We start from the raw sequence: 22,125 nt of genomic DNA on the forward strand, positions 1-22,125 counted from the left end.
GCCCGATGCCGATCGGCGCTCCGTCGCTACGCTGATCCGATGGACGTGCACGGCGGCGGGAGCAGGCTCGTCTGGCACGATCTTCCTGACCGCGTCCGGCGCGGGATCGAGGGGCTACTCGGCTCGCCGGTGCGTGAGACGAGGTCGGCGGTCGGTGGCTTCTCACCGGGGCTGGCATCCAGCCTGACCCTGGCCGACGGACGAGTCGTCTTCGCCAAGGCCGTGGGCGAGCAGACGGCACCGGGAAGCGCGGAACTCTTCCGCCGCGAGCGAAGGAATCTCGAGACGCTCGGCGTGCGCCCTCGCGTTTCCCGTCTTCTCGGGGCTTACGACGACGGCGACTGGGTCGCGCTCGTCCTCGAACATGTCCCCGGTCGGCCGCCGCACCCGTCGGACCCGGTCGAAAGGGCAGCCATGGTCCGGGCGTTCGAGGACCTGGTGGACCGCTTCACGCCCGCGCCCGTCGATGCGCCGACGTTCGCGGCGGCTTCCAGTGGTGCGCTCGACGCATGGAGCACGGCGCCCGATGACCGCGGTGCGCGGATCGACCCGTGGGTGTGGCAGAACATGGCGCAGGTTCACGCGCTGGCCTCTCGGTGGCGCCAAGCCGGCATCGGCGAGACGCTTGTCCATGGCGATCTTCGCGCCGACAACATGATCCGGACGCCTGCCGGCGAGGTGGTGATCGTGGACTGGACGGACATCCGCGTCGGCGCATCGTGGCTCGACTGGGCAATGGCCGTGCCTAGCATGTGTCTCTTCCCCGGCACGCCGTCGGCCGAGCGCCTGTTCAACGAATCTCATCTCGCAGATCAGGCCCGGCCAAGCGACGTCACCTCGATCGTGGCCGCCGTCGCGGGCTATTTCCTGTGTTCATCCGTGCGTCCCGCGGTGCCGGCTCTGCGCGCGGTTCGTGATTTCCAGAGGGCCCAGGGAGCGGTCGCGGCCGATTGGCTGCGGCGGAGAGTTGAGGCCGGCCTGGTGTGATCGCACTCGGCGGGGCCTCCCCCCGCCGCTACGGTGGGGCGCATGGATTCGAACGACCGCGCCCTCGTGGCCGATCTGCAGCGCCTCGTCCGGCGACTCAACGAGCTGCCCGACACCCGCGAGCCGCAGGAGACGCGCCTGGGCGCTCTCGTGCGCGAGCACCTCGGGGTGGCCGCGCACACCGTTCCCGTCACGAGCGAGAAGGTGAGTGCGCACCGGCTCGCCGATGCCGACATCGCGCTCGGAGTGATCGCGAGCGAGGATCCGGATGCCCGGCTGGTGGGTGTCGCGGGCGGCATGGAGAGGCACCACGAGGACACGCAGAGCCTCCTCGCCCACCGCTATTCGGGGTTCGCGCCCGGGCCCGTCGAGTACGTCACGACCCCCGTCGGACCCGGCGCGTCGCGCGAGACGGTGGCGTTCGGCCTGCACCTCTTCCGGTTCGAGGGTGCGGCGGTCGCGGTCCTCGTCCGCAATGCGATGCCGATGCACGGCCGTGAGGCGGTCACGCTCGACGTCGTCGCCGCGCAGGAGGGCGTGGCGGGACGGCTGCTGCGCCGCATGCACGAGGAGATGAACGAGCACAGCGTGATCCGCGGCAACGTCGTGAGCTTCACCGCCGACGAGTACGGCCACGGGCTGGGCTCGCTCACCTTCCTCCCGCGCCCGTCGGTGGGTGTCGACGACATCGTGCTGCCGGACGGGGTGCTCGACGGCATCCGCGCCCATGTGATCGGAATCGGCGAACAGGCTGCGGCGCTCCTGGCCTACGGTCAGCACCTCAAGCGCGGGGTGCTGCTCTACGGCCCGCCCGGCACCGGCAAAACGCTGACCGTCGAGCACCTCCTCTCGGCGACGCCCTCGCGCACCGCGATCCTGCTGCAGGGCGGCAGTCTGCGCTTCGTCGCCGAGGCTGCGCGGCTGGCGCGGACGATGACTCCGGCGATGCTCATCTTCGAGGACGTCGACCTCGTCGCCACGGAGCGCGGCATGTTCGGCGGACCCCAGCCTCTGCTGTTCGAGATCCTCGACGCCCTCGACGGCGTCGGCGGGGATGCCGACATCGCGTTCCTGATGACGACCAACCGCGCCGACATCCTCGAGCCGGCACTGGCGCAGCGGCCGGGTCGCGTCGATCACGCGGCCGAGATCCCGCTTCCGGATGCCTCCGCCCGCCGCGCGCTGCTGGCACTGCACGCCCGCGACACCCCGCTCAGCTCCGCTGCCCTCGATGAGGCCGCCGAGCGGGCAGAGGGTGTCACAGCGTCCTTCACGAAGGAACTCGTGCGGCGCGCGGCCCTCCGGGCGGCCCTCGCCGGTGAACCGCTGTCGGATGCCCATCTCGAGAACGCGCTCGACGAGATGCTCGGCGCGGCTGCCGCGCTGACGCGCTCGCTGGTCGGAGCGGCCGGCGAGCCGGGCGGCGAGCCGTTCTCATCCTGAACGGGGGACGCGTAGACGTGACACCTCTCCGATAGGGTCATCGCCATGGCAACTCGTCACGACCAGGAACTCCACGGCGGCGTCCTCAGCGGAAACGGCAGCCCCGGGCTGTGGGGCGCGCTCCTCGGCCTCATCATCTTCGCGTTCGTCGCGGTGCCCATCTCGGCGGCCGTCCGCTTCGCGATGCACCCGAACACCCAGCAGCTGTTCGCCGGCCGCCTGTCGGAGGCGACCGAGGCGGGGTATGTCGCCTTCTGGTGGATCGTGGCGATCCTGCTCCTCGCGCTCCCCTTCCTCGTCGGCTGGGGCGTCGCGAAGCTCTCGGGCAAGACGCTCGGGATCATCGCCGCGATCATCGGCATCTTCTTCATCGCGATCCTGATCATGGGGCAGATGTTCGTCTTCTGACCCTTCCATCGAAACGAGGAACGGGCGGGCGCATCCGAGGATGCACCCGCCCGTTCCGCGTCAGCGGGGGAGGCTCAGCCGCACGACTGCGCGGCGTACGAGGCATCCGTCTCCGACGTCACCTGCTCGCCGTCGATCGTGGCGGTGACCGTCACCGACACCGTGCCGCCCTCGATGCTGGGCAGGCGGGTGGTGAAGACCTGCGACGACGACTTGCCGGGCTGGACGGCCGCGACCGTCTTGGTCCCGAACGCGGAGGTCACCTGCAGGGCGACCGGAACGTCATCGACGTTGTCGACCTTGACGGTGATCGCCACCTTGCCGGCGACGCACCGCGTCGCCGCCGTGACGTTCACGTCCGGACCCGTCTCGGGCAGCTCGATCGTCTGCGGTGCGACGCTCTCGAGCGTCGGGATGACCGGCTTCATGAGGCCGTCCGCTCCGAACTCGAGCTTGTCGATCGTCGTCTCGCGGTGCGTGCCATCGCCGCCCGGGATCGCGAACCGGTGGTACGCGATGTACCAGTCGTCGGTGCCCGGGACGTTGATGATCGAGCTGTGTCCGGGTCCCTTGATGCCGAGGGACAGATCCTTCTGCAGGATCACGCCGCGATAGGTCCACGGGCCGGTCATGCTCGTCGCCGTCGCGTAGCCGACGCGGTAGTTCTCGGAGCCGGTGTCGTCGATCGCGTAGGTGAGGTGGTACAGGCCGTCACGGTAGTTGAAGAACACTCCCTCGCGGAAGTTCGTCAGGCCGTTGATGCGCTGATACGTGCCCGCCTTGATCGAGATCATGTCGTCGTTCAGCTCGGCCAGCACGGGTGAGCCGTTGCCCCATCCCAGGTACCAGGTCCCCGACACGGGGTCGTGGAACGCGGCGGGATCGATGGCCTGACCCGAGGTGACGGCCTCGTTGTTGAGGATCATCGCCGTCGGCTGGGCGACGAACGGCCCCATCGGGCTGTCGGCGACGGCGACGCCGATCGTCTTGCGGTTGTAGGTCGGGTTGTGACCGCTGAAGTAGAAGTAGTACTTCCCCTCCCGCTCGATGATCGTCGGAGCCCACGCATTGCCGGTCGCCCACGGAACGTTGCCGTTCGCGCCGTCGAGCTTCAGGAACGGCTCGGCCGAGCGCGTCCAGTCGACGAGGTTCTTCGACGACCACACGTAGAACTCGTTGCCGCCCCATCCGGGAAGCCCGTCGGTCGTGGCGTAGATGTAGTACGTGTCGCCGAACACCGCGATGTTCGGGTCGGCGTACAGGCCGGGCAGCACGGGGCTGTTCACCACGCGCGCCTCGATCGTCCACGACACCGTGCCGCCGTCGGGCTCGGTCAGGGTGTACGTCTTCGGGGTGCTGAGGTTTACCGTCGTCCCGGACGCGGGCGACACCGTTACGCCGGGCGCCGTGGTGAATGTCGGGGCCAGGGAGGTGACGTCGGTGCCCTTCACCACCGGGATCACGGCCTTGTGCGCGATGCTGTCGACGAAGGGTGCCACCTTGAGCGTCGACGGGTCGGTCAGCGACACGTCGAGCAGCTGGTCGGTCACGCCCGCGTTCCCGAGCACCTCGGTGGCCGACAGCGCACGGTTGTAGACCCGCACATTGTCGAACCATCCGCGGAAGTACGCATCGCCCGAGTAGAACGACTTGCCGAGGTAGCCGGCGAGGCTCGTGCCCAGGTCGGCGACCGTCGTGTTCAGCGCGGCGTTCTCGCCGAGCTTGACGCCGTCGGAGTACACGGTCATCTTGGCGCCGTCGAAGACGACGTCCACGCGATGCCACTGGCCGCTGGCCACCGAGCCGGTGACCGCGGACTCGTTCTGCCACGAGGTCTGGGTGATCGCGCTGCGCACGTCTCCGCCGCGCAGACGCAGGAAGTAGTACTTGTTCGTGTCGGCGCCGAGCGCGAACGTGAAGAAGTTCCCGCTCGTGAGCTCCGACTTGACGTCCATCGAGATCGTCATTGTGCTGCGGCCGTCGAAGAAGCCCGTCGGGAACGAGGCGAACCCGTTGGCGGAGCCGTCCAGGCGCAGTGCCTTGCCCTGCGCGGCATCCGTCGCCACCGCCGTGGTCCCGCTCGCGGTCAGGTCGGCGTCGCCGGCCGAGTCGGCGAGCGTCCCGTCGTCGAAGGTGTACTCGGCGATCGGCTCCTGCTGCGGCTCCTCGGGCTCCTCCGGGTCGACCGGCTCGTCGCCGTACGCCTCGAGCAGGCGCTCCTCCTCGGCTGCGGACAGGCGGAGGACCGACCCGTGGCGGAAGCGCTGGTCGAAGGAGTACTGGTCGGCGCCGGCGCCGACGCTCAGCTGCGTGAACTGCAGGCTCTCGAGCGTGTCCGCGGTGTGACCGTAGTACCCGCTCTGGTCGCCCATCGCCGCCCAGCGGCCGTCGGGCAGCTGGTAGACGGTGAGGCCCTCCATCGAGGTGCGAAGACCGTGAGCGGATGCCTCGCCCCGGTCGATCTCGCGGGTCCACGGTCCGTCGAGCGACGCGGCGGTGTCGACGACCGTGTGCCAGTCCGACGTGGAGAAGCGGTAGTAGGTGTCGCCCTCCTTCGCGATGGTCGAGTCGATGATGTTCGGACCGGTGAGGCCGTCGCCCTTCTCGTTGAGGGAGGTCCAGATCTCGGGCTCGGTGAAGTTCACGAAGTCGCGCGTCTTGGTGAGGTACATCCGCAGCGCCCAGTCGTTGGTGCCGTCGTCGGTGCGGTCGCGCGCGGCCCAGTAGACGTAGTACTCGCCGGTGGCCTCGTTGTAGGTCGCCTCGGGCGCCCACACGCAGCCGGCCTGGTCGAACCCGGCGAACACGATGCGCTGATCGCTCCAGTTGACGAGGTCGGTCGACTCCCAGACGACGATGTTCTGGCTCGCGTTGAGCTGGTCCCAGCCGGAGCCGCCTGCGCCCCCGCCTTCGGCGTGCAGATCGGTGCCGATGATCCAGTACTTGTCGCCGTCGGGGGAGCGGACCAGGTGGGGGTCCCGCACGCCCAGGTCGCCCCCGAGGTTCGCCAGGATCGGCTTGTTGTCGTTGAGCTTCGACCAGTGCAGGCCGTCGTCGGAGTGACCGAAGAAGATCTTCTCGTAGCCGCCCTCGGTCGCGAAGTGAGTCCAGAGATAGCCGGCGGTGTAGTCGGTGTCGAGATCGGCGGGGGCCGCCTTCACCGTCACCGGGATGCTGCGCGTCGCCGTCGTCCCGGCGACGGTCGCGGTCAGGGTGACGGCCGTGTCGGTGGCGCCTCGGGTCACGACGCCGGCAGCCTTGCCGCCCTGTGCCGTGGTCGTGATGATGCCGGCCGGCGACGCGGACCAGGTGATGTCGCTGCCGTTGAGGGATCCTTCGGCGGGCAGGGTGATGTTCCCGCGGATGTCCGACGCGTTCGGGATGGCGACGGCGTCGAGGTCTTCCTGGGCGAGCGCTGCGCCGCCGGGCAGCGGCAGCACGGTGGCGGTGAACGCCTTCGTGCTGGAGGCCGTGCCGCGCGTGATCGTCGCGGTGAGGGTGACGTCGGTGGCGGATGCCCCGGCCGCCGGCCGCGTGACGACACCGGCGTTCGAGATCACGGCGCTGTTGCTCGAGGCCCACGTGAGGGTCGAGCCGTTCGCCGCCGTGGCAGGCAGCGTGAGGTTCGCCGTGACTGCGGAGAGGTCGCCGAGAGCGAGCGACGCGGCATCGCGCTGCACGCGGGTGACATCGGACGGCGCGAGCGCCGCGACTTCGCCCGCCGTGAGGGCGGTGTCGTAGATGCGCACATCGCGGAGGCTGCCGGCGAGACGCTTGTCGGCGTTGTAGACCGAGCGGCCCAGGTAGTTCGCGGTCGTGACCCCGCCGCCGATCGAGCCGGGGGTGGTGGTGACGTTCGTGTTGATCCCGACCTGCACGCCGTCGAGGTAGACGCGCGCCGTATTGGAGGCGTCGTCGAGCGTGTACGTGATGGTCTTCCACACATCGCGCTCGAGGTTGGCGCCGCTGTTCGCGGTCTGCTCGGTCGACCAGTTGCCGGTCGCGATCGAGGTCTTGTACGAGTTGCCGGTCGAGTACAGGTACCCGTTGCCGACGCCGGCGCCGTCGGTGTTTCCGAAGCCGTAGATGAAGTAGGGGGTTCCCTGGGCGGCACGCACGAGAACCTCGGCGCTCACCGTGATCGAGGTGAGGCCGGCGAGGAGGTTGTCGGGCAGATCGACGTAGTCGTCGGTGCCGTCGAGCCGCACGCCCTCGCCGCCCGTGAGCGAGGGACCGCCGACGTACGTCCCGTTGCGGCCCGAGCCCGACGCGTCGACCGCGACGGTGCCGGAGGACTCGTCCAGCGGGTAGTGGGCGACCAGCTGCGCGGCGGCGCTGGCCGGGACGGACGCGACCACGGCGCCGGTGAGTCCCAGGCCGATCGCGGTGAGGGCGGCGATCGTTCGTCGAACGAGGGGCTGCTTCATTGCGCTCCTTCTCGGCCGCATCGGTGCGGCCGTCAGATGGGGGTGAACGCGATGTTAGCGCTCACTACCGACGCGAAGCAACCCGCAGGACGCGGTCCGTACCGGCGTCAGATGACGAACGGGAGGCGTGGAAGCACCTCGGACATGGCGCTGCCCACCGTCCCGGGGGAAGAGGTGGGCAGCGTCGGGGCGCCGAGGATCACCGTCTGGGGGTCCGGTTCTCCGCGCTCACCATCCACGAGAGCTGCTCGACGCGTTCGAGGATCGCGTGAAGGATGTCAGCACTGGTGGGGTCTTCTTCGTCGACGTCGTCGTGGACGTCGCGACAGGTCGTGGCGACAGCATCGAGTCGCTCGGTCATGAGGTCGACGACCTCGGTCGTGGCGATCTCGCCCTGAGGGAACTCCGGGAGCGTGGTGGTCTGCGCGACCTGGTCGCTGCGGCCGTCGGGCAGCGCGTGCAGCGAGCGCATGCGCTCGGCCACGGTGTCGCTGAACTCGCGAGCCGACTCGATGATCTCGTCGAGCTGCAGGTGCGTGTCGCGGAAGTTGCGGCCGACGACGTTCCAGTGCGCCTGCTTGCCCTGCAGCGACAGCTCGATGAGGTCGACGAGCACCTTCTGCAGGTTCTCGCTCAGCGACTCGGATGCCGAGAATCCCTGTTCCGCGTTCTGCTCCGTGGTCAACTCTGCCCCGGCGCCGCCGCGCGCGGCCCTGCGACGGTTCGCCGTCTTCGATCCGGCGGCCTTGGGGGCGGTGCCGGACTTCTTGGCGGTGGTCGTTGCCACGGTGTCTCCTTCGCTCGGAACACCCCGACGCTATCGACAACATCGCGCGCGCGGATGGGTCTTGATCCGCACTGCGGGGAGTGCTACTCGGCGTCCGAGATCGTGAGGCTCACGCCGATCCGCTCCACGGCGCGGGCACGATGACCCACAGGGCGATCCCGGGCTCGCCCCCCTCCACGCGCCACGAGTGCGGCTCGCGACCGGGGAACGTCAGCGCATCGCCGGCCCGGAGGATCGCCACTCGGTCGGCGAAGCGCACCGACATCGATCCCGAGACGACGTGCAGCACCTCTACGTCGCAGTTGATGGTGTAAAGCTCGCTGCCCCCGTGAGCGTCCGGCGCCAATTCGGAGCGCAGCAGCTGCACGCGCTGCTCGCCGCGCGGCGTCATCAGGCGCTCGTCGGCCCCGAAGCCGCCCAGGTTGATGCGGGGTGCGCTCTCGAACGCGACGTGCTGCACCTCCGGCTCGGCGAACAGCGCACCGACGGGAAGGGAGAGCACCTGGCACAACTGCACCAGGGTGGCGACGCTCGGCGAGGTCTCGTCCCGCTCGACGCGGCTGAGGAACCCCTTCGACAGGCCCGTGGTCTCGGCCAGCTGAGCGAGCGACAGACCCTGCGCGGTGCGGGCGGCGCGCAACCGCGCGCCGATCGGCGTCGCGTTCTCGTCGGCGGTGGGGTGGATCGCGCGCATCGCGCTCCTCCTCTCAAGGCGCCCCTTGACGCGTTTCGGCCGCGGGCGTACCGTGTCGGCAAGAGTTGCCTCCAGAGTATCGAAAGTTGTCAAATATGCAACCCCAGTCGTCCGGCCCGAACGAGCCGATCGGACCCGTGGACGCGAGCGTGGTCCCTCGGTTCGCCGGCATCGCGACGTTCGCGCGGCTGCCGCGCCTCGACGAGGTCGAGCGCGCCGACATCGCCGTCGTCGGCATCCCCTTCGACAGCGGCGTGAGCTACCGGCCGGGTGCGCGCTTCGGCCCGTCGCACGTTCGTGAGGCATCCCGTCTCCTGCGCCCCTACAACCCGGCGCAGGACGTCTTCCCGTTCGGGGCCCAGCAGGTCGTCGATGCCGGCGACCTCGTCGCCAACCCGTTCGACCTCACCGCGGCGGTGACCGAGATCGAAGCGGGGGCACGCGACCTGCGCTCCCGTGCCGATCGCCTGGTCGTGATCGGGGGAGACCACACTGTGGCGCTGCCGTTGCTGCGCGTGGTCGCGGCCGACCACGGGCCGGTCGCCGTGCTCCACTTCGACGCCCACCTCGACACCTGGGACACGTACTTCGGTGCCCCGATCACGCACGGGACCCCGTTCCGTCGGGCGTCGGAAGAGGGACTCATCGATCTGACTGCGAGCATGCACGTCGGCATCCGCGGCCCGCTCTACGCCAAGAGCGATCTGGAGGACGACGAGCGCCTCGGCTTCGCCATCGTCTCGAGCGAGTACGTCGAAGAGCACGGCGTCGAGGCGGCGATCGATCGCATCCGGACGCGGATCGGCGACGCGCCCCTGTACATCTCGATCGATATCGACGTCCTCGATCCGGCGCACGCGCCGGGCACCGGCACGCCCGAGGCCGGCGGCCTGACGAGCCGTGAGCTCCTCCGGATGCTGCGGGCGCTGGCCGACCTGCGCATCGTCGGGGCCGACGTGGTGGAGGTCGCCCCCTCGTACGACCACGCGCAGATGACGGCGGTCGCTGCGAGCCACGTCGTGTACGAACTGCTCAGCGCGATGGCGCCTCGCTCAGAAGGGACGAACCCGTGAACACTCCACGCCCCGATGCTGTCGAGGCCGCGGCATCCGCCATCGTCGACGCGTTCGCCGCGACCGACCGCGACCGGTACTTCGCGACGTTCGCGCCGGACGCGACCTTCGTCTTCCACACCGAGCCGGCCCGCCTCGAGGACCGCGCGGCGTACGAGCGGCTGTGGGACGAGTGGGTCGCCGCCGGGTGGCGCGTGGTGTCGTGCGCCTCGAGCGATCGGCGTGTGCAGGTGATGCCCGGCGCCGCCGTCTTCAGCCACACCGTCGACACGTCGGTCGAGACAGCCGACGGTCCCGAGTCGTATCGCGAGCGCGAGACCATCGTGTTCGCGCTCGACGGCGAGGAGCTCATGGCCGTCCACGAGCACCTGTCCCCCCTCACCTGACCTCCCACCACCCGAAAGAGGAGCCCCGAAGATGTCGCTCTACACCCGCCTCGAACGCCGACTCGAGGAGCAGTCCGACGACGCCGGCGCCGTCCGCGGCACCTACTCGTCCGGCCGCATGCTGATGATCTGGCTCGCGGCGAACCTCGTCGTGACCACTCTCCTGACCGGCACGCTGTTCGTCCCCGACGTGCCGTACGGGCTCGTGATCGCGCTGATCATCGGCGGCACGATCGTCGGCGCGGCCGTCCTCGTCCTGGTCGGCGCAATCGGCACCCGGACCGGCCTGCCCACCATGGCGCTCACCCGCGGGCCGTTCGGCACGCGGGGGAGTCTGCTCCCGGTGACGGCGAACGTGATCATCCTCATGGGGTGGAGCTGGGTGCAGGCGATGCTCGCCGGCATCTCGCTGGACTACATCGTCTCCTCGCTCACCGGCTTCTCGAGCCCGGTGCTCTTCGCCGTCGTCTGCCAGACGATCGTCGTGATCCTGGCGATCTTCGGGCATGCCGGGGTCGCCCGCGTCGAGCCCTGGTTCGCGGCGATCATCCTGGCGATCGCCGCCTACATCTTCGTCGTCGCGTTCACGTCATACTCGCCGGCGGACTTCGGCGCCATCCCGGCGAACCCAGAGCCGTTCTACTCACCGGGCCTCGTGTTCGACGTCGTACTGGCGACGGCGATCTCGTGGACGGTGCTCGCGGCGGACTTCAACCGCTTCGCCCGCACCACGCGTGCCGGCGCGGTCGGCTCCGGCGTCGGGTACACGCTGTCGACGATCATCTCGATGTCGCTCGGCGCCACGGCGATGGGCTACGTCGTCCTCAGCGGCGGCGAGGCGATCCCGTTCGACCCGGTCACGATCATCGAGCCGTTCGGCGCGCTGTTCGCCGTCGCGATCTTCCTGTCGGTCATGGCGACCAACACGATGGTCGTCTACGGGATGGTCACGACCGTGGTCAACGCCATCCCCGGCCGGCGCGTGCCATTCCTCGGGGCCGCTCTCGTGCTCGGCGTCATCTCGATCATCGGCTCGACCTTCTTCGGTCTGCTCGCGCAGTTCACGACGTTCCTCGTCACGATCAGCGCGCTGTTCGCGCCGGTGTTCGCGATCATGATCGTCGACTACTACCTGATCAAGCGCGGCTCGTACGAGCCGGACATCCTGCGCCCCCAGGGCGGACGCTACTGGTACACGGGCGGCGTCAACTGGCTCGCCGTCGGTGCCTGGGTCGTCGGTGCGGTGCTCGCCTACGTCTGGGCGTACGTATGGCCGCTGCCGTTCGGGGCGACGGTGCCGACGTTCGTGGTGACCTTCGCGCTCTACCTGCTCGTGTCGCTGCCGGGCCGGGCGAAGGACGGGTTCGCGCCGGCCCGCAACCTCAGCGAAACCGTCGATGCCCGCTGACCAGGCGGCGCCGGCCGTCGCGGCGCCGGTCGGCGTGCTCGTCGATCTCAGCCACCCGATCGAGCACGGAATGCCCGTCTATCCGGGCGATCCGGAGGTCGCCATCGGTCCGGCCCTCTCGATCGGCGCCGACGGGGTGGATGTGACGGCGCTGCACCTGGGGTCGCACACCGGCACCCACGTCGACGCGCCCTCGCACACGATCGCGGGCGGCCGGACGATGGCGGACGTGTCGCTGTCCGAGCTCTTCGGCGATGCGATCGTCGTGCGGGTGCGCGACGCCGTCGCGGGGGAGGTGCTCGGCTGGGCACGACTCCGGGCAGCCGCCGAGCTGCCGGAGAAGCTGCCGCCGATCGTCCTGGTCGATACGGGCTGGTCGCAGTGGTTCCACGACGAGCGGCGGACGCGGCATCCGTCCCTGTCCGCCGACGCGGCGCGGGAACTGCTTCGCCGCGGCATGCGGGTCCTCGCGGTCGACACGCTGAGCCCCGACGCGACCGATCCCGCGTCGGCGGACTTCCCTGTGCACGCCGCCGTGCTCGGCAACGACGCCCTGATCGTCGAGAACGTGCGCGGGCTCGACGCCGTGCCCGACCGGGTGCGCGTCGGCTTCTTCCCTCTCCGTCTCGCCGGCGACGGCGCCCCGGTGCGGGCGGTCGCATTCCTCCCGACGGCCTGATCGGTTCGGCGGGGCATTCCCGCGATCGTAGGGTGGAGCCGTGGCATCCGTTCTGAACGTCTCGGCCTATCTGTTCACGCGGATCGACGACCGCGAGACGCTGCGCCCGGTGCTCCGTGCGCGCGCTGCGGCGCTGGGCCTGAAGGGCACGATCCTCCTCGCCGAGGAGGGCATCAATCTCTTCCTCGCCGGCGACGAGGAATCCGTCCGCGCCTTCCTCGACGGACTGCGTGCCGACCCCCGTTTCGCCCCGCTCGCCGCGAAGGAGAGCTGGTCCGACGCTCAGCCCTTCCGCAAGCTCCTCGTCAAGCTCAAGCGGGAGATCATCCGCATGGACCGCCCGGCGATCCGGCCCGAGGAGGCACGCGCGCCGGCCGTCGCGCCGGCGGACCTGCGCCGCTGGCTCGATCAGGGGCATGACGATGCCGGTCGCGAGGTCGTGCTGCTCGACACGCGGAATGCGTTCGAGGTCGACTACGGAACGTTCGCGGGCGCGATCGACTGGCGCATCGAGCGGTTCACGCAGTTCCCCGATGCCGCGACCGCCCATCGTGCGCAGCTCGAGGGCAAGACGGTCGTGAGCTTCTGCACCGGCGGCATCCGCTGCGAGAAGGCCGCCATCCACCTTCGCGAGACCGGGATCGACGCGGTGCAGCTCGAGGGCGGCATCCTCGGCTGGTTCGAGCACGTCGGCGGCGATCACTGGACGGGCGAGTGCTTCGTCTTCGACGAGCGCGAGGCGCTCACACCCGAGCTCACGCCGCGGTGAAAGCCGCGGCACCCGTCCGTGATGGTGACGGATGCCGCGGCCCCGGCCCGGCCCGCTCGCACGGCCCCGAATTCCGTGCGTGCGGTCGGGTGCCCTACGGGTAGATCTCGCCGGCGAACCAGGTGCCCGCGTCGATCCACTCGCCGTTGCCGCCGCCGCCCCAGCCCTGGTTGACGTAGAAGGCGGTGTCGGTGACAGTCTCCTCCCAGCTCCACCAGAGGAAGGAGTGGCGTACGACGCGCCGCTGCCAGGCGTAGCCCCACGCGACCGGGTAGTGGCTCAGCCACCCGGTGCCGATGACGGCGGGCGTGCGCCGGTATGCGATCGACTCCGCGGCGTAGTTCGCCAGCCGCGTCTCATGGACTCCGAACGTGTTCCAGTGCGTGCTGAGCCGCGTGTAGCTGCGGCCGTTGACATACCGCCACGCGCCGGGCATGTCCCACGGCGTCGTGGCGCCTGACCCGAAGGCGCAGAACGTGCCGACGGCGTGGTGCAGCTCGGTGATCATCGCGTTGACGCCGGCGTCCTGCGCGATCGGGGCGACGGCGTCGGCACCGCGTCCCCCGCCCACCCGGTAGAGGCCGTTGCGCCCCGCCCAGTAGGCATTCCCGCCGGCGGCCTGCCGATCGGCCCACGCGAAGAGGATCGCCCACGCGACCGGCCCGCAGCCCACGGCGCATCCGCCGTAGGTGAACTGGTTGTAGCGCGGCTGGTCGCCGGCCGAACCGGCCCAGAAGTAGTTCCAGCTCATCGCTGCTCACCCCCGAACACGGGCCCGAGCGTCGAAGACGACGGTCGCACGATCGTCGGTGCATCCTCCGGGACGATGAAGAACGTGAGCGACTCCCGCTCGCCGCTGCCGTAGGACAGCTGCACCTCGAACGACGTGTCGCGCACCGTGGCGTCGGCCTTCGGCGTCAGTTCGAGGCGAGGCGGATTCGCCCCGCCGTCGAACTCGAAGGCCACGTACTGTGCGCCGGGACCGGCGAGGTCGAAAGCGCCCTCCTCGAGCAGCAGCACCGTGAACGTCTCGCCCGAGCGGATGCCCTGGCCGAACTTCTCGGTGAGCTCCTCCACCCGCCACGGCCCGCTCGCCCGCTGCGCCAGCGCTTCGAGGTGCAGGCGGTAGGAGTCGGCGTATCCCTTCTTGCACTCCTCCCACGAGCGCCAGGAGCCGTAGTCGGCGAACGGCCGCTTCTCACGCGAGCGCCGCAGCTTCACGGTCGCGGCTTTGTCGCCGTCCTCGGGGAAGTCGCCGGTCTCGGGCCCCGTCGTCGCCCATCCCGCTGGAAGCGCCTTCGGCGCCTGGGCGGGCACGTTCTCGAGCTTGGGCGGCATCGTGCCGATGTGCGCCAGCATCGTGCCGTTGTCGTCCTCGGAGGCGTACGCGAGGGCGTCCAGCTTCACGACCCGGGTCAGTGCGCCGTCACGCGCTTCCAGCTGCCGGCTGGGCGGCGCCACATCGAGACTGAAATGCGGCACTGGCACATCATGGCCGCCGGTCGCGATGAGGATGAAGCCGCGGTCGAACTCCTTCGCCTCACCCTCCTCGAGCGGCAGTGCGGTGCGCACGCCCTCGAGCTCGATCTCCCAGTAAGCGACGTCGTCGACGTCGGGCCGGTAGACGGGCGTGGCCTCTGTCCCGAAGGACGGTCGTGGCGGCTTTCGATCGCCGCGTGGAAACAGGTGCTCGACGGTCATCGTCGCGACCGCGCGTGCGGCGCGGCGGCGAACGTCGATCGGCACCTTCTGGATGGGAACTCTCATGCTCGACCCCCCGGTCAGATGGGACGGTCCCGCACCGCCCTCAGTGAGAGGAGTGCGCGCGAGCGCGTGAGATACACGCAATCCGTCCGGCCGTCCGTGCCGAACAGTCCTGTGAGCGGAGGTCCGGCAGATGGCGCAACGGCGCAGGGGGAGATTCATCGCGTGGAGCGCGCTGGCGGGAGTGGTGAGCGCCGCCGTGTTCCTCGCGACCGCTGAGCTCGTCGCTCTGATCGTCGCTCGCGAGAGCAGCCCCATCCTCGCCGTCGGATCCTTCGTCATCGACATCGTCCCGCAGCCGCTGAAGGAGTTCGCGATCGCCGCCTTCGGCGAGGCCGACAAGCCGGTGCTCCTCGTCGGGCTCGGGATCGCCGTGGTGATCGCCGCCGCCGCCGCGGGTGTGCTGCAGTTCGTGCGGCCCCCGCTCGGAGTCGTCGCGCTCGCCATCGCCGGAGCACTGTCGATCGCGGCGATCGTGACGCGCGCCGGTGCGACGCCGCTCTCCTGGCTGCCCCCACTCGTGGGCACCGCAGCGGGCTCGCTCGTGCTCGTCCTGGCAATCCGCAGGCTGCGGGGCTGGGCGGCTGCCGCGGCTGTTGCGGGGAGCGAGCCGGCGGATGCCGCCACCGCTGCGCCTGCCACGACCGCTGAGCCGAGCGGGATGGGCCGTCGCGGCTTCTTCCAGGTGCTGACGATCGCCGGGGCATCCGCTGTCCTCATCGGGATCGGAGCGCGCGTCGCCAACGTGACCACGACGTCCATCGCGGCCGTCCGCAAGGCGCTGAAGCTGCCCGCTCCGGCCTCGAGGGTCACGGTGCCCGCGGGCGCAGAGCTCGACGTGCCGGGGATCACGCCGCTGTACACGCCGAATGCGGACTTCTACCGCGTCGACACCGCCCTCACGGTGCCGTCGGTCGACCCGGCCGACTGGCGGCTGACGATCGACGGGCTCGTGGACCGGCGGGTGGAGCTGACGTTCGAGGACCTTCTCGCGATGGGGCTCGACGAGTACTCGATCACACTCACGTGCGTCTCGAACGAGGTCGGCGGCAGTCTCGTCGGCACGGCGAAGTGGCTGGGAGTCCCGGTGCGCGATGTGCTGGCGCTCGCAGGACCGCAGTCCGCCGCCGACATGGTGCTCTCGCGCAGCGTCGACGGGTTCACGGCCAGCACCCCGCTGGAGACGCTCACCGACGCCGGGCGCGACGCCATCCTCGCGGTGGGCATGAACGGCGAGCCTCTGCCGCTCGAACATGGATTCCCGGTGCGGATGGTCGTGCCCGGGCTGTACGGCTATGTGTCGGCGACCAAGTGGCTCACCGAGCTCAAGATCACCACGTTCGCGGCGGACGAGGCGTACTGGACCCCGCGCGGGTACAGCGCGAAAGCGCCCATCAAGTTCTCGTCGCGGCTCGACACCCCCCGCACGGGTCAGCCGGTCGAGGCCGGCACCGTCGCCCTCGCGGGGGTCGCATGGGCGCAGACCGTCGGCATCGAGCGCGTCGAAGTGAAGATCGACGATCTCGACTGGCAGCCGGCGACGCTGTCGGCGGCGGTGAACGACGACACCTGGGTGCAATGGGTGCTCGAGTGGGACGCGACGCCCGGCACCCACAACGTCACCGTCCGCGCTGTCGACCGCGACGGCGAGGTCCAGGTCGAAGAGCGCTCGCCCATCGCGCCGGACGGCTCGACCGGGTGGCAGCGCACCCTCGTTCGCGTCACATGACGGCGGTCGCGTAGTCGCCGCCGGGCTCGCCGATGTTATCCGGGTGAGCGGATGCCTCCCCGCCGTTCCGTCGACGCTACGGCGCGACGTCCCACGTGAGGGTGTCGTCGGCGACGTTGACCGCGACGGCCCACGTCGTGCCGCTGGCCCCCACGGCCGTGCAGGTGAAGAGCGCCCCGGTCGCGGTCGGCGGGTTCGCGGGGCACGTGACCTGAGTGACCTCGCCGGTCTGCTCGAGGGCCCACGCTTCGATCTCGCCCTCGAGCGCGGCGCTGTCGATCGTGGCGGGAGCCGTCAGGATGCGGAACACCATGAAGCCGAGGAGGAGTGCGGACAGGACCAGTCCGAAGATCGCCTCGCGCTTGCGCGTCGGCCGCACGATCGCCAGGACGAGGCCGACGATCGACAGGACGAACGCGGCGACGACCAGGCCGATCTGCGCGAGCCCGGCGACGGCCGCGACGGTCGGATCCATGCCGCTCGCGAGCCAAATGAGGCCCGCGACGCCGAGGACGGCGAGCAGGAGGAGCACGAGCGCGGCCTTCGCCGGCCCGTTCTTCGACGACGGCACCGCCGAGGCCGTCATCGCCGCCGCGTACGGTGCCGAGGGCACGGAGCCGGTGCGCACCACCGGGTCCAGCGGCTTGGCATGGTCGGTCCAGCGCACGCCGTTCCACCAGCGCGTCTGTCCCGTTTCGCTGTCGTAGAGCCAGCCGGGAGGCTGCATCCCCAGACGAGTGTCTTCGCTCATCTCATCCCCAGTTGAGTGAATGACACGGTTCCCACACCGCGTCCTGGCTCGAAGAGTAGCGGATGCGGCACCCGCTTTCCACTACCGCGCGTTCACCACCCGCCGCGCATCGGCGTGTGCCCCTCTCGCGCATCGTCGGGCATGGCCATCTCGGCGCGCACACCGAGCAGCCGGAGGGGTCTGCCCGGCTCGATACGGTCGACGAGCTTCATCGTCTCGGCGATGACCGTGTCACGGTCGAACGTCGCCGGGATCTTGTGCACGAGCGTCTTGGTGACGAACGGGGCGTACCGGATCTTGAGGCCCACGCCGACGACCGGCCGGCCCTCGGCGGCCACGTCCGCCAGCACCTGCGTGAGCAGTTCGCGTGCCGCAGCCTCCACGTCGGCGCGCTCCACGATGTTCTGCTGGAAGGTCGTCTCGCGCCCGTGCCCGCGCGCGACCCACGGCGTGTCGTCGACGACCGCCGACCCGTCACCACGCCCGAGCTGGCGGTACCACGGACCCATCTTCGGACCGAACTCGCCCGCGAGGATCTCGGGATCCGCACGCGCCAGGTCGTCGACCGTCTGGATGCCGAGGGCCGCCAGCCGCTTGGAGATCTTGCTGCCCACTCCCCACAGGGCGATCGTCGGGCGTTCGCCCATCACCTCGAGCCAGTTGTCGGCCGTGAGTCGGAAGGTTCCCCGTGGCTTGCCGAAGTCCGTCGCGTTCTTGGCGCGCACGAGGGTATCGCCGATCCCCACGCTGCAGTGCAGCTGCGTCCGCTCCAGGACCGCGGTCTGGAGCTCCCGGGCGAAGGCTTCCGGGTCTTCGGTCTGCACGCCCACGAACGCCTCGTCCCAGCCGAGGACCTGGACCACGGCGCCCGGCTGCTCGCGGAGCGTCGCCATGACCTCCTCGGACGCCGCAGTGTATGCGGGCGCGTCCACGGGCAGGATGATCGCGTCCGGCGCCTTGCGGGCGGCGATGCGAAGCGGCATGCCCGACCCCACGCCGAACGCGCGCGCCTCGTACGACGCCGTCGAGACGACCGCCCGCTCCGTCGGATCGCCGCGTCCGCCGACGATCACGGGCTTCCCGGCCAGCTCGGGGCGGCGGAGGACTTCGACCGCCGCGATGAACTGGTCGAGGTCGACGTGCAGCACCCACGGCGTGGTCATGTGCTCCAGTGTGGCCGGAGCCTCCGACGCGGTCGAGCGGGAGGGAAGACGGATGCCCCGACCCCCGGCATCGCGCGGGGCCGAGGCATCCGTTGTCTCCGGGTCAGCGGGGGACGTCGCCGCGCCAGGCGCCCGTCTCGTGACGGGTCTTCTCGATGAACTCCTTGAAGTTCTCGAGATCCTTCTTCACAGCGTGCTTGCCGGCGCCGACCAGCGCACCGAGCTTCTCGATCGCGTCGGTCGGCTCCCAGTCGATCTGCACGGTGACGCGGGACTGATTCTCGTCGAGCTTGTGGAAGGTCACGACGCCGGCGTGAGCGGTGTCCCCGCCCTCGCTGCGCCACGCGACACGCTCGTCGGGGTGCTGCTCGGTGATCTCGGCGTCGAACTCGCGCTCGAACGGGCCGACCTTCACCTTCCAGTGGGTGTGCGTGTCGTCGAGCTGGGTGATGGACTCCACCTCTTCGAGGAAGTGGGGGAAGCTCTCGAACTGCGTCCACTGGTTGTAGGCGGTGGTCACGGGGACGTCTACGTCGATGGTCTCGATGATCTGCGTCATGCTCCTAACCTTGCCCGGCGCCGGGCGGGATGCACGCCCCTTGCATTTCGCGGCGATGGGAGGTATTCGTCGGATGCTGTCGCTAAGGTGACGCTCGAAGAAGGAGCGCCGCGTGAAGGTCGACCTCAAGAAGCAGATCCCGTCGTACACGGCGCCCCGCGGCCGGTTCGAGATCATCGACGTACCGTCCCTGCGATACCTGATGGTGGACGGTCATGGCGACCCGAACGCTGCGCGGTCCTACAGCGAGGCGGTATCGGCGCTCTACGGCGTCTCCTACAAGCTCAAGTTCCTGAGCAGGAACGATCTCGGCCGCGATTACGTCGTCATGCCCCTCGAGGGCCTGTGGTGGTCGGACGACATGTCGACGTTCACGACGGCGCGCGACAAGTCGCGGTGGAGCTGGACGATGATGATCCTCGTGCCGGAATGGCTGGGTCCCGAACAGGTCGAGCAGGCCCGCGATGCCGCCGGCGCGAAGGGCGACCTGCCCGCACTCGACACCCTCAGGCTCGCTTCGCTGGAGGAGGGCCGGTGCGTGCAGACGCTGCATGTCGGCTCCTATGACGACGAGGGCCCCGTGCTGGACGCCATGCACCACGACTTCATCCCGGGGGAGGGCCTGCGGATGCGCGGCGTGCACCACGAGATCTATCTCGCGGATCCTCGGCGCTCGGCGCCCGAGAAGCTCCGCACGATTCTGCGCCAGCCGGTCGAGGAGGACTGGTGACCTCTAGTCACGAGCAGATCGACGATATATCGTTGAGTATCGCCGGTATATCGGCGATCCACCTCAGGAGGTCGTCATGAGCGATTCGTTCACAGGAGATTGGTTCGGCCCGCGCGGCCAGGGCGCGGGGCGACCCGGCGGCGGTCTGTGGGAGGCGATGGACCAGTTGCGCGACATGTTCGAGCAGAAGGTCATGACGCCCCGGATGTCGCGCGGCGACGTCCGCACGGCCGTCCTGACCGTCCTCGCCGACCGGCCCATGCACGGCTACCAGATCATCAGCGAGATCGAGGAGCGCAGCGGCGGCACCTGGAAGCCGAGCCCCGGCTCGGTGTACCCGACGCTGCAGCTGCTCGCCGACGAGGGGCTGATCACAGCCGAAGAGTCCAACGGCAGGAAGACCTACTCGCTCACCGAGGCGGGACGCGCCGAGGTCGGATCGACCGAGGGGCGCTCGGCGCCGTGGGAGGCGCCCGGTCGCAAGGACGCCGCTCGCGCCACGGTGCTGCCCAGGGCCGGCGCGAAGCTCGCGCAGGCCGCCGCGCAGGTCGCAACGAGCGGTTCGCCCGAGCAGGTGCAGCAGGCGGTCGAGGTCCTCGACGAGGCACGCCGTAAGCTCTACTCCATCCTCGCCCAGGACTGATTGGTGCCGCCGGAACGCCGGTCCGATCGGTTCCCGATCCAGGGAGATTCGATGGCCGACGCCGGGACGTCGCGCGCGCGCTACCGACGGATCCTCCGGTTCGCCGCGCGCTATATGGCGCAGGCGTGGTGGTACGAGCTGTTCCTCCCCCGCATCGGACTGGGGCGTTGGGCCGCGCGGGGCCGTGCTCGCCGCCTGACCGGGCTCGCGCAGAACTTCCACGGCCTGGCCGTCTCGCTGGGCGGGCTCATGATCAAGGTCGGGCAGTTCATGTCATCCCGCCTCGACGTGCTGCCCCCCGAGATCACGAAAGAGCTCGAAGGACTGCAGGACGAAGTCCCGCCCGTCGAGTTCGACGCCATCCGGCGTCTCGCCGAGGCCGAGCTGGGCGTCGCGCTCGAGTCGGCGTACGCGTGGATCGACCCGCTGCCGGTGGCGGCGGCATCCCTCGGCCAAGCGCACCGCGCACGGCTGAGACCGGACGATGCCGCCGAGACGGGATTCACGGACGTCGTGGTGAAGGTGCAGCGCCCGGGGATCGAGCAGATCGTCGAGGTCGACCTCGCCGCGCTCCGGCGCGTGGCCCGGTGGCTGAGCCGTGTCGGCATCGTGCGGGATCACGTCGACCTGCCGATCCTCATCGAGGAGTTCGCCCACACGAGCTACGAGGAGATCGACTACCAGCACGAAGCCCGCAACGCGGTGCGGTTCGCCGAGAACTTCGTGGGGGATGTCCGCGTCGAGGCTCCCGAAGTGGCCTGGGAGCGCTCGACCCGGCGCGTGCTGACGCTCGCCGACGTCACGGCCATCAAGATCAACGACGTCGAAGGCCTCCGAGCTGCCGGCATCGAGCCGGCGGACGTCGCGAGCGAGTTCGCGACCGTCATGTTCGATCAGCTGTTCCGCGACGGGTACTTCCACGCCGACCCGCACCCCGGCAACATCTTCGTCACGCCGACTCCCGGCGCGGAGCGCCCGTGGCACCTCACGTTCATCGACTTCGGCATGATGGGCGAGGTTCCCGACCGGCTGCGCCGCGACCTTCAGCAGGTCGTCATCGCGGTCGCGTCCCGCAACGGCAAGCAGCTCGTCGACAGCATCCGCGACGTCGGGGTCCTCCTTCCCTCCGCCGACACGGTCGAGCTCGAACGGGCGATGACCGCCTTGTTCGCGCGGTTCGGCGGGATGGGGTTCGCGGAACTGCAGCAGGTCGATCCCCGCGAGTTCCAGGCGTTCGCGCGCGAGTTCGGCGACGTGATCCGGTCGCTGCCGTTCCAGCTGCCGGAGAACTTCCTGCTCATCGTGCGGGCGGTCTCGCTGACGTCCGGCATGTGCAGCTCGCTCGAGCCGGACTTCAACATGTGGGACGCCGTCGAGCCCTACGCCGGGCAGCTCATGCGCGACGAGCGGGGGAACGTCGCCCGGGCGTTCGCGAAGGAGGCGGTGTCTGTCGCCGCCATCGCCGCACGACTCCCGCGCCGCGTCGACGACCTCGTCACCAGAGCCGAGGAGGGCAGGCTCTCCGTCGATTCGCCGCGCGTGGAGCAGCGCATGCGGTCGCTGGACCGGGTGGCGCGTCGCGCGGTGTCGGCGGTGCTGTTCGCCGGCTTCTTCATCGCCGGTGCGGTGCTGCGCGCCGACGAAGAGGTGTTCGGCACCGTTCTCATGGCGGTGTCGCTGCTTCCGCTGGTGCACGCCGTGCTGTCGGGTCTCGGCCGGCGCTGA

Annotated in this window: 20 protein-coding genes; 12 read left to right on the forward strand and 8 right to left on the reverse strand. The window is 69.9% G+C overall.

From position 1 onward, the window contains the following. Positions 1-39: 39 nt before the first annotated feature. From HF323_RS02335 to HF323_RS02345, 3 genes are read left to right on the forward strand one after another with little or no spacing between them, the layout of a single operon-like run. Positions 40-987, forward strand: a complete 948-nt coding sequence (locus tag HF323_RS02335; RefSeq protein ID WP_169580950.1) for an aminoglycoside phosphotransferase family protein — start codon at positions 40-42, stop codon at positions 985-987. A gap of 42 nt (positions 988-1,029) precedes the next feature. Next, positions 1,030-2,430: an AAA family ATPase gene (locus HF323_RS02340; protein WP_169580951.1), complete on the forward strand. Its 1,401-nt coding sequence runs from the start codon at positions 1,030-1,032 to the stop codon at positions 2,428-2,430. A 45-nt stretch (positions 2,431-2,475) separates the two neighbouring features. Next, entirely contained in the window at positions 2,476-2,838 is a 363-nt protein-coding gene (locus HF323_RS02345) for a hypothetical protein (RefSeq protein WP_169580952.1), read from the forward strand. A gap of 74 nt (positions 2,839-2,912) precedes the next feature. On the opposite strand, the gene HF323_RS02350 is transcribed toward HF323_RS02345, so the two are convergent. From HF323_RS02350 to HF323_RS02360, 3 genes are all read right to left on the reverse strand, one after another. Next, positions 2,913-7,265: a family 43 glycosylhydrolase gene (locus HF323_RS02350; RefSeq protein WP_169580953.1), complete on the reverse strand. Its 4,353-nt coding sequence runs from the start codon at positions 7,263-7,265 to the stop codon at positions 2,913-2,915. A 199-nt stretch (positions 7,266-7,464) separates the two neighbouring features. Next, entirely contained in the window at positions 7,465-7,950 is a 486-nt protein-coding gene (locus tag HF323_RS02355) for a DNA starvation/stationary phase protection protein (RefSeq protein WP_211160255.1), read from the reverse strand. A gap of 211 nt (positions 7,951-8,161) precedes the next feature. After that, entirely contained in the window at positions 8,162-8,746 is a 585-nt protein-coding gene (locus HF323_RS02360) for a helix-turn-helix domain-containing protein (protein ID WP_169580955.1), read from the reverse strand. A 95-nt stretch (positions 8,747-8,841) separates the two neighbouring features. On the opposite strand from HF323_RS02360, the gene speB reads away from it, so the two are divergent. From speB to HF323_RS02385, 5 genes are read left to right on the forward strand one after another with little or no spacing between them, the layout of a single operon-like run. Further along, on the forward strand, positions 8,842-9,819 hold the full coding sequence (gene speB, locus HF323_RS02365) for an agmatinase (protein WP_169580956.1): 978 nt from the start codon (positions 8,842-8,844) through the stop codon (positions 9,817-9,819). Continuing rightward, positions 9,816-10,205 carry a nuclear transport factor 2 family protein gene (locus HF323_RS02370; protein WP_169580957.1) on the forward strand — a complete coding sequence of 130 codons (390 nt, stop codon included), beginning with the start codon at positions 9,816-9,818 and terminating at the stop codon, positions 10,203-10,205. The genes speB and HF323_RS02370 overlap by 4 nt, the downstream gene beginning before the upstream one ends. A gap of 31 nt (positions 10,206-10,236) precedes the next feature. Then, positions 10,237-11,613 carry a cytosine permease gene (locus HF323_RS02375; RefSeq protein WP_169580958.1) on the forward strand — a complete coding sequence of 459 codons (1,377 nt, stop codon included), beginning with the start codon at positions 10,237-10,239 and terminating at the stop codon, positions 11,611-11,613. Continuing rightward, a complete protein-coding gene (locus HF323_RS02380; RefSeq protein WP_211160181.1) occupies positions 11,603-12,292 on the forward strand; it encodes a cyclase family protein in 690 nt (229 codons plus the stop codon). The genes HF323_RS02375 and HF323_RS02380 overlap by 11 nt, the downstream gene beginning before the upstream one ends. A 40-nt stretch (positions 12,293-12,332) precedes the next feature. Further along, on the forward strand, positions 12,333-13,061 hold the full coding sequence (locus HF323_RS02385) for a sulfurtransferase (RefSeq protein ID WP_169580959.1): 729 nt from the start codon (positions 12,333-12,335) through the stop codon (positions 13,059-13,061). A 94-nt stretch (positions 13,062-13,155) separates the two neighbouring features. On the opposite strand, the gene HF323_RS02390 is transcribed toward HF323_RS02385, so the two are convergent. Both HF323_RS02390 and HF323_RS02395 read right to left on the reverse strand, forming a co-directional pair. After that, a complete protein-coding gene (locus HF323_RS02390) occupies positions 13,156-13,812 on the reverse strand; it encodes a hypothetical protein (RefSeq protein ID WP_169580960.1) in 657 nt (218 codons plus the stop codon). Further along, positions 13,809-14,828: a hypothetical protein gene (locus HF323_RS02395; protein WP_169580961.1), complete on the reverse strand. Its 1,020-nt coding sequence runs from the start codon at positions 14,826-14,828 to the stop codon at positions 13,809-13,811. Before HF323_RS02395 ends, HF323_RS02390 begins: the two co-directional genes overlap by 4 nt. 130 nt (positions 14,829-14,958) lie before the next feature. Here HF323_RS02395 and HF323_RS02400 point away from each other — a divergent pair, with 130 nt between their 5' ends. Then, positions 14,959-16,554 (forward strand): molybdopterin-dependent oxidoreductase, encoded by a 1,596-nt coding sequence (locus HF323_RS02400; protein WP_169580962.1) that lies wholly within the window; start codon positions 14,959-14,961, stop codon positions 16,552-16,554. A 76-nt stretch (positions 16,555-16,630) separates the two neighbouring features. Here HF323_RS02400 and HF323_RS02405 read toward each other — a convergent pair whose 3' ends face one another. From HF323_RS02405 to HF323_RS02415, 3 genes are all read right to left on the reverse strand, one after another. Further along, positions 16,631-17,305: a DUF4333 domain-containing protein gene (locus HF323_RS02405; RefSeq protein ID WP_169580963.1), complete on the reverse strand. Its 675-nt coding sequence runs from the start codon at positions 17,303-17,305 to the stop codon at positions 16,631-16,633. Positions 17,306-17,397: 92 nt separating this feature from the next. After that, positions 17,398-18,468 (reverse strand): DNA polymerase IV, encoded by a 1,071-nt coding sequence (locus HF323_RS02410; protein ID WP_188241628.1) that lies wholly within the window; start codon positions 18,466-18,468, stop codon positions 17,398-17,400. Between the two features lie 103 nt (positions 18,469-18,571). Further along, positions 18,572-19,027 carry an SRPBCC family protein gene (locus HF323_RS02415; RefSeq protein ID WP_169580964.1) on the reverse strand — a complete coding sequence of 152 codons (456 nt, stop codon included), beginning with the start codon at positions 19,025-19,027 and terminating at the stop codon, positions 18,572-18,574. Positions 19,028-19,139: 112 nt separating this feature from the next. Here HF323_RS02415 and HF323_RS02420 point away from each other — a divergent pair, with 112 nt between their 5' ends. The 3 genes from HF323_RS02420 (at position 19,140) to HF323_RS02430 (ending at position 22,125) form a co-directional block, all read left to right on the forward strand. Continuing rightward, complete coding sequence (locus HF323_RS02420; protein ID WP_169580965.1) at positions 19,140-19,757, forward strand: GyrI-like domain-containing protein; 618 nt, start codon at positions 19,140-19,142, stop codon at positions 19,755-19,757. A gap of 76 nt (positions 19,758-19,833) precedes the next feature. Next, positions 19,834-20,400, forward strand: a complete 567-nt coding sequence (locus tag HF323_RS02425; RefSeq protein ID WP_169580966.1) for a PadR family transcriptional regulator — start codon at positions 19,834-19,836, stop codon at positions 20,398-20,400. A gap of 51 nt (positions 20,401-20,451) precedes the next feature. After that, positions 20,452-22,125 (forward strand): AarF/UbiB family protein, encoded by a 1,674-nt coding sequence (locus tag HF323_RS02430; RefSeq protein WP_169580967.1) that lies wholly within the window; start codon positions 20,452-20,454, stop codon positions 22,123-22,125.

The organism is Microbacterium sp. MF43 (assembly GCF_012847295.1).
In the GTDB taxonomy this organism is placed as follows: Bacteria; Actinomycetota; Actinomycetes; order Actinomycetales; family Microbacteriaceae; genus Microbacterium.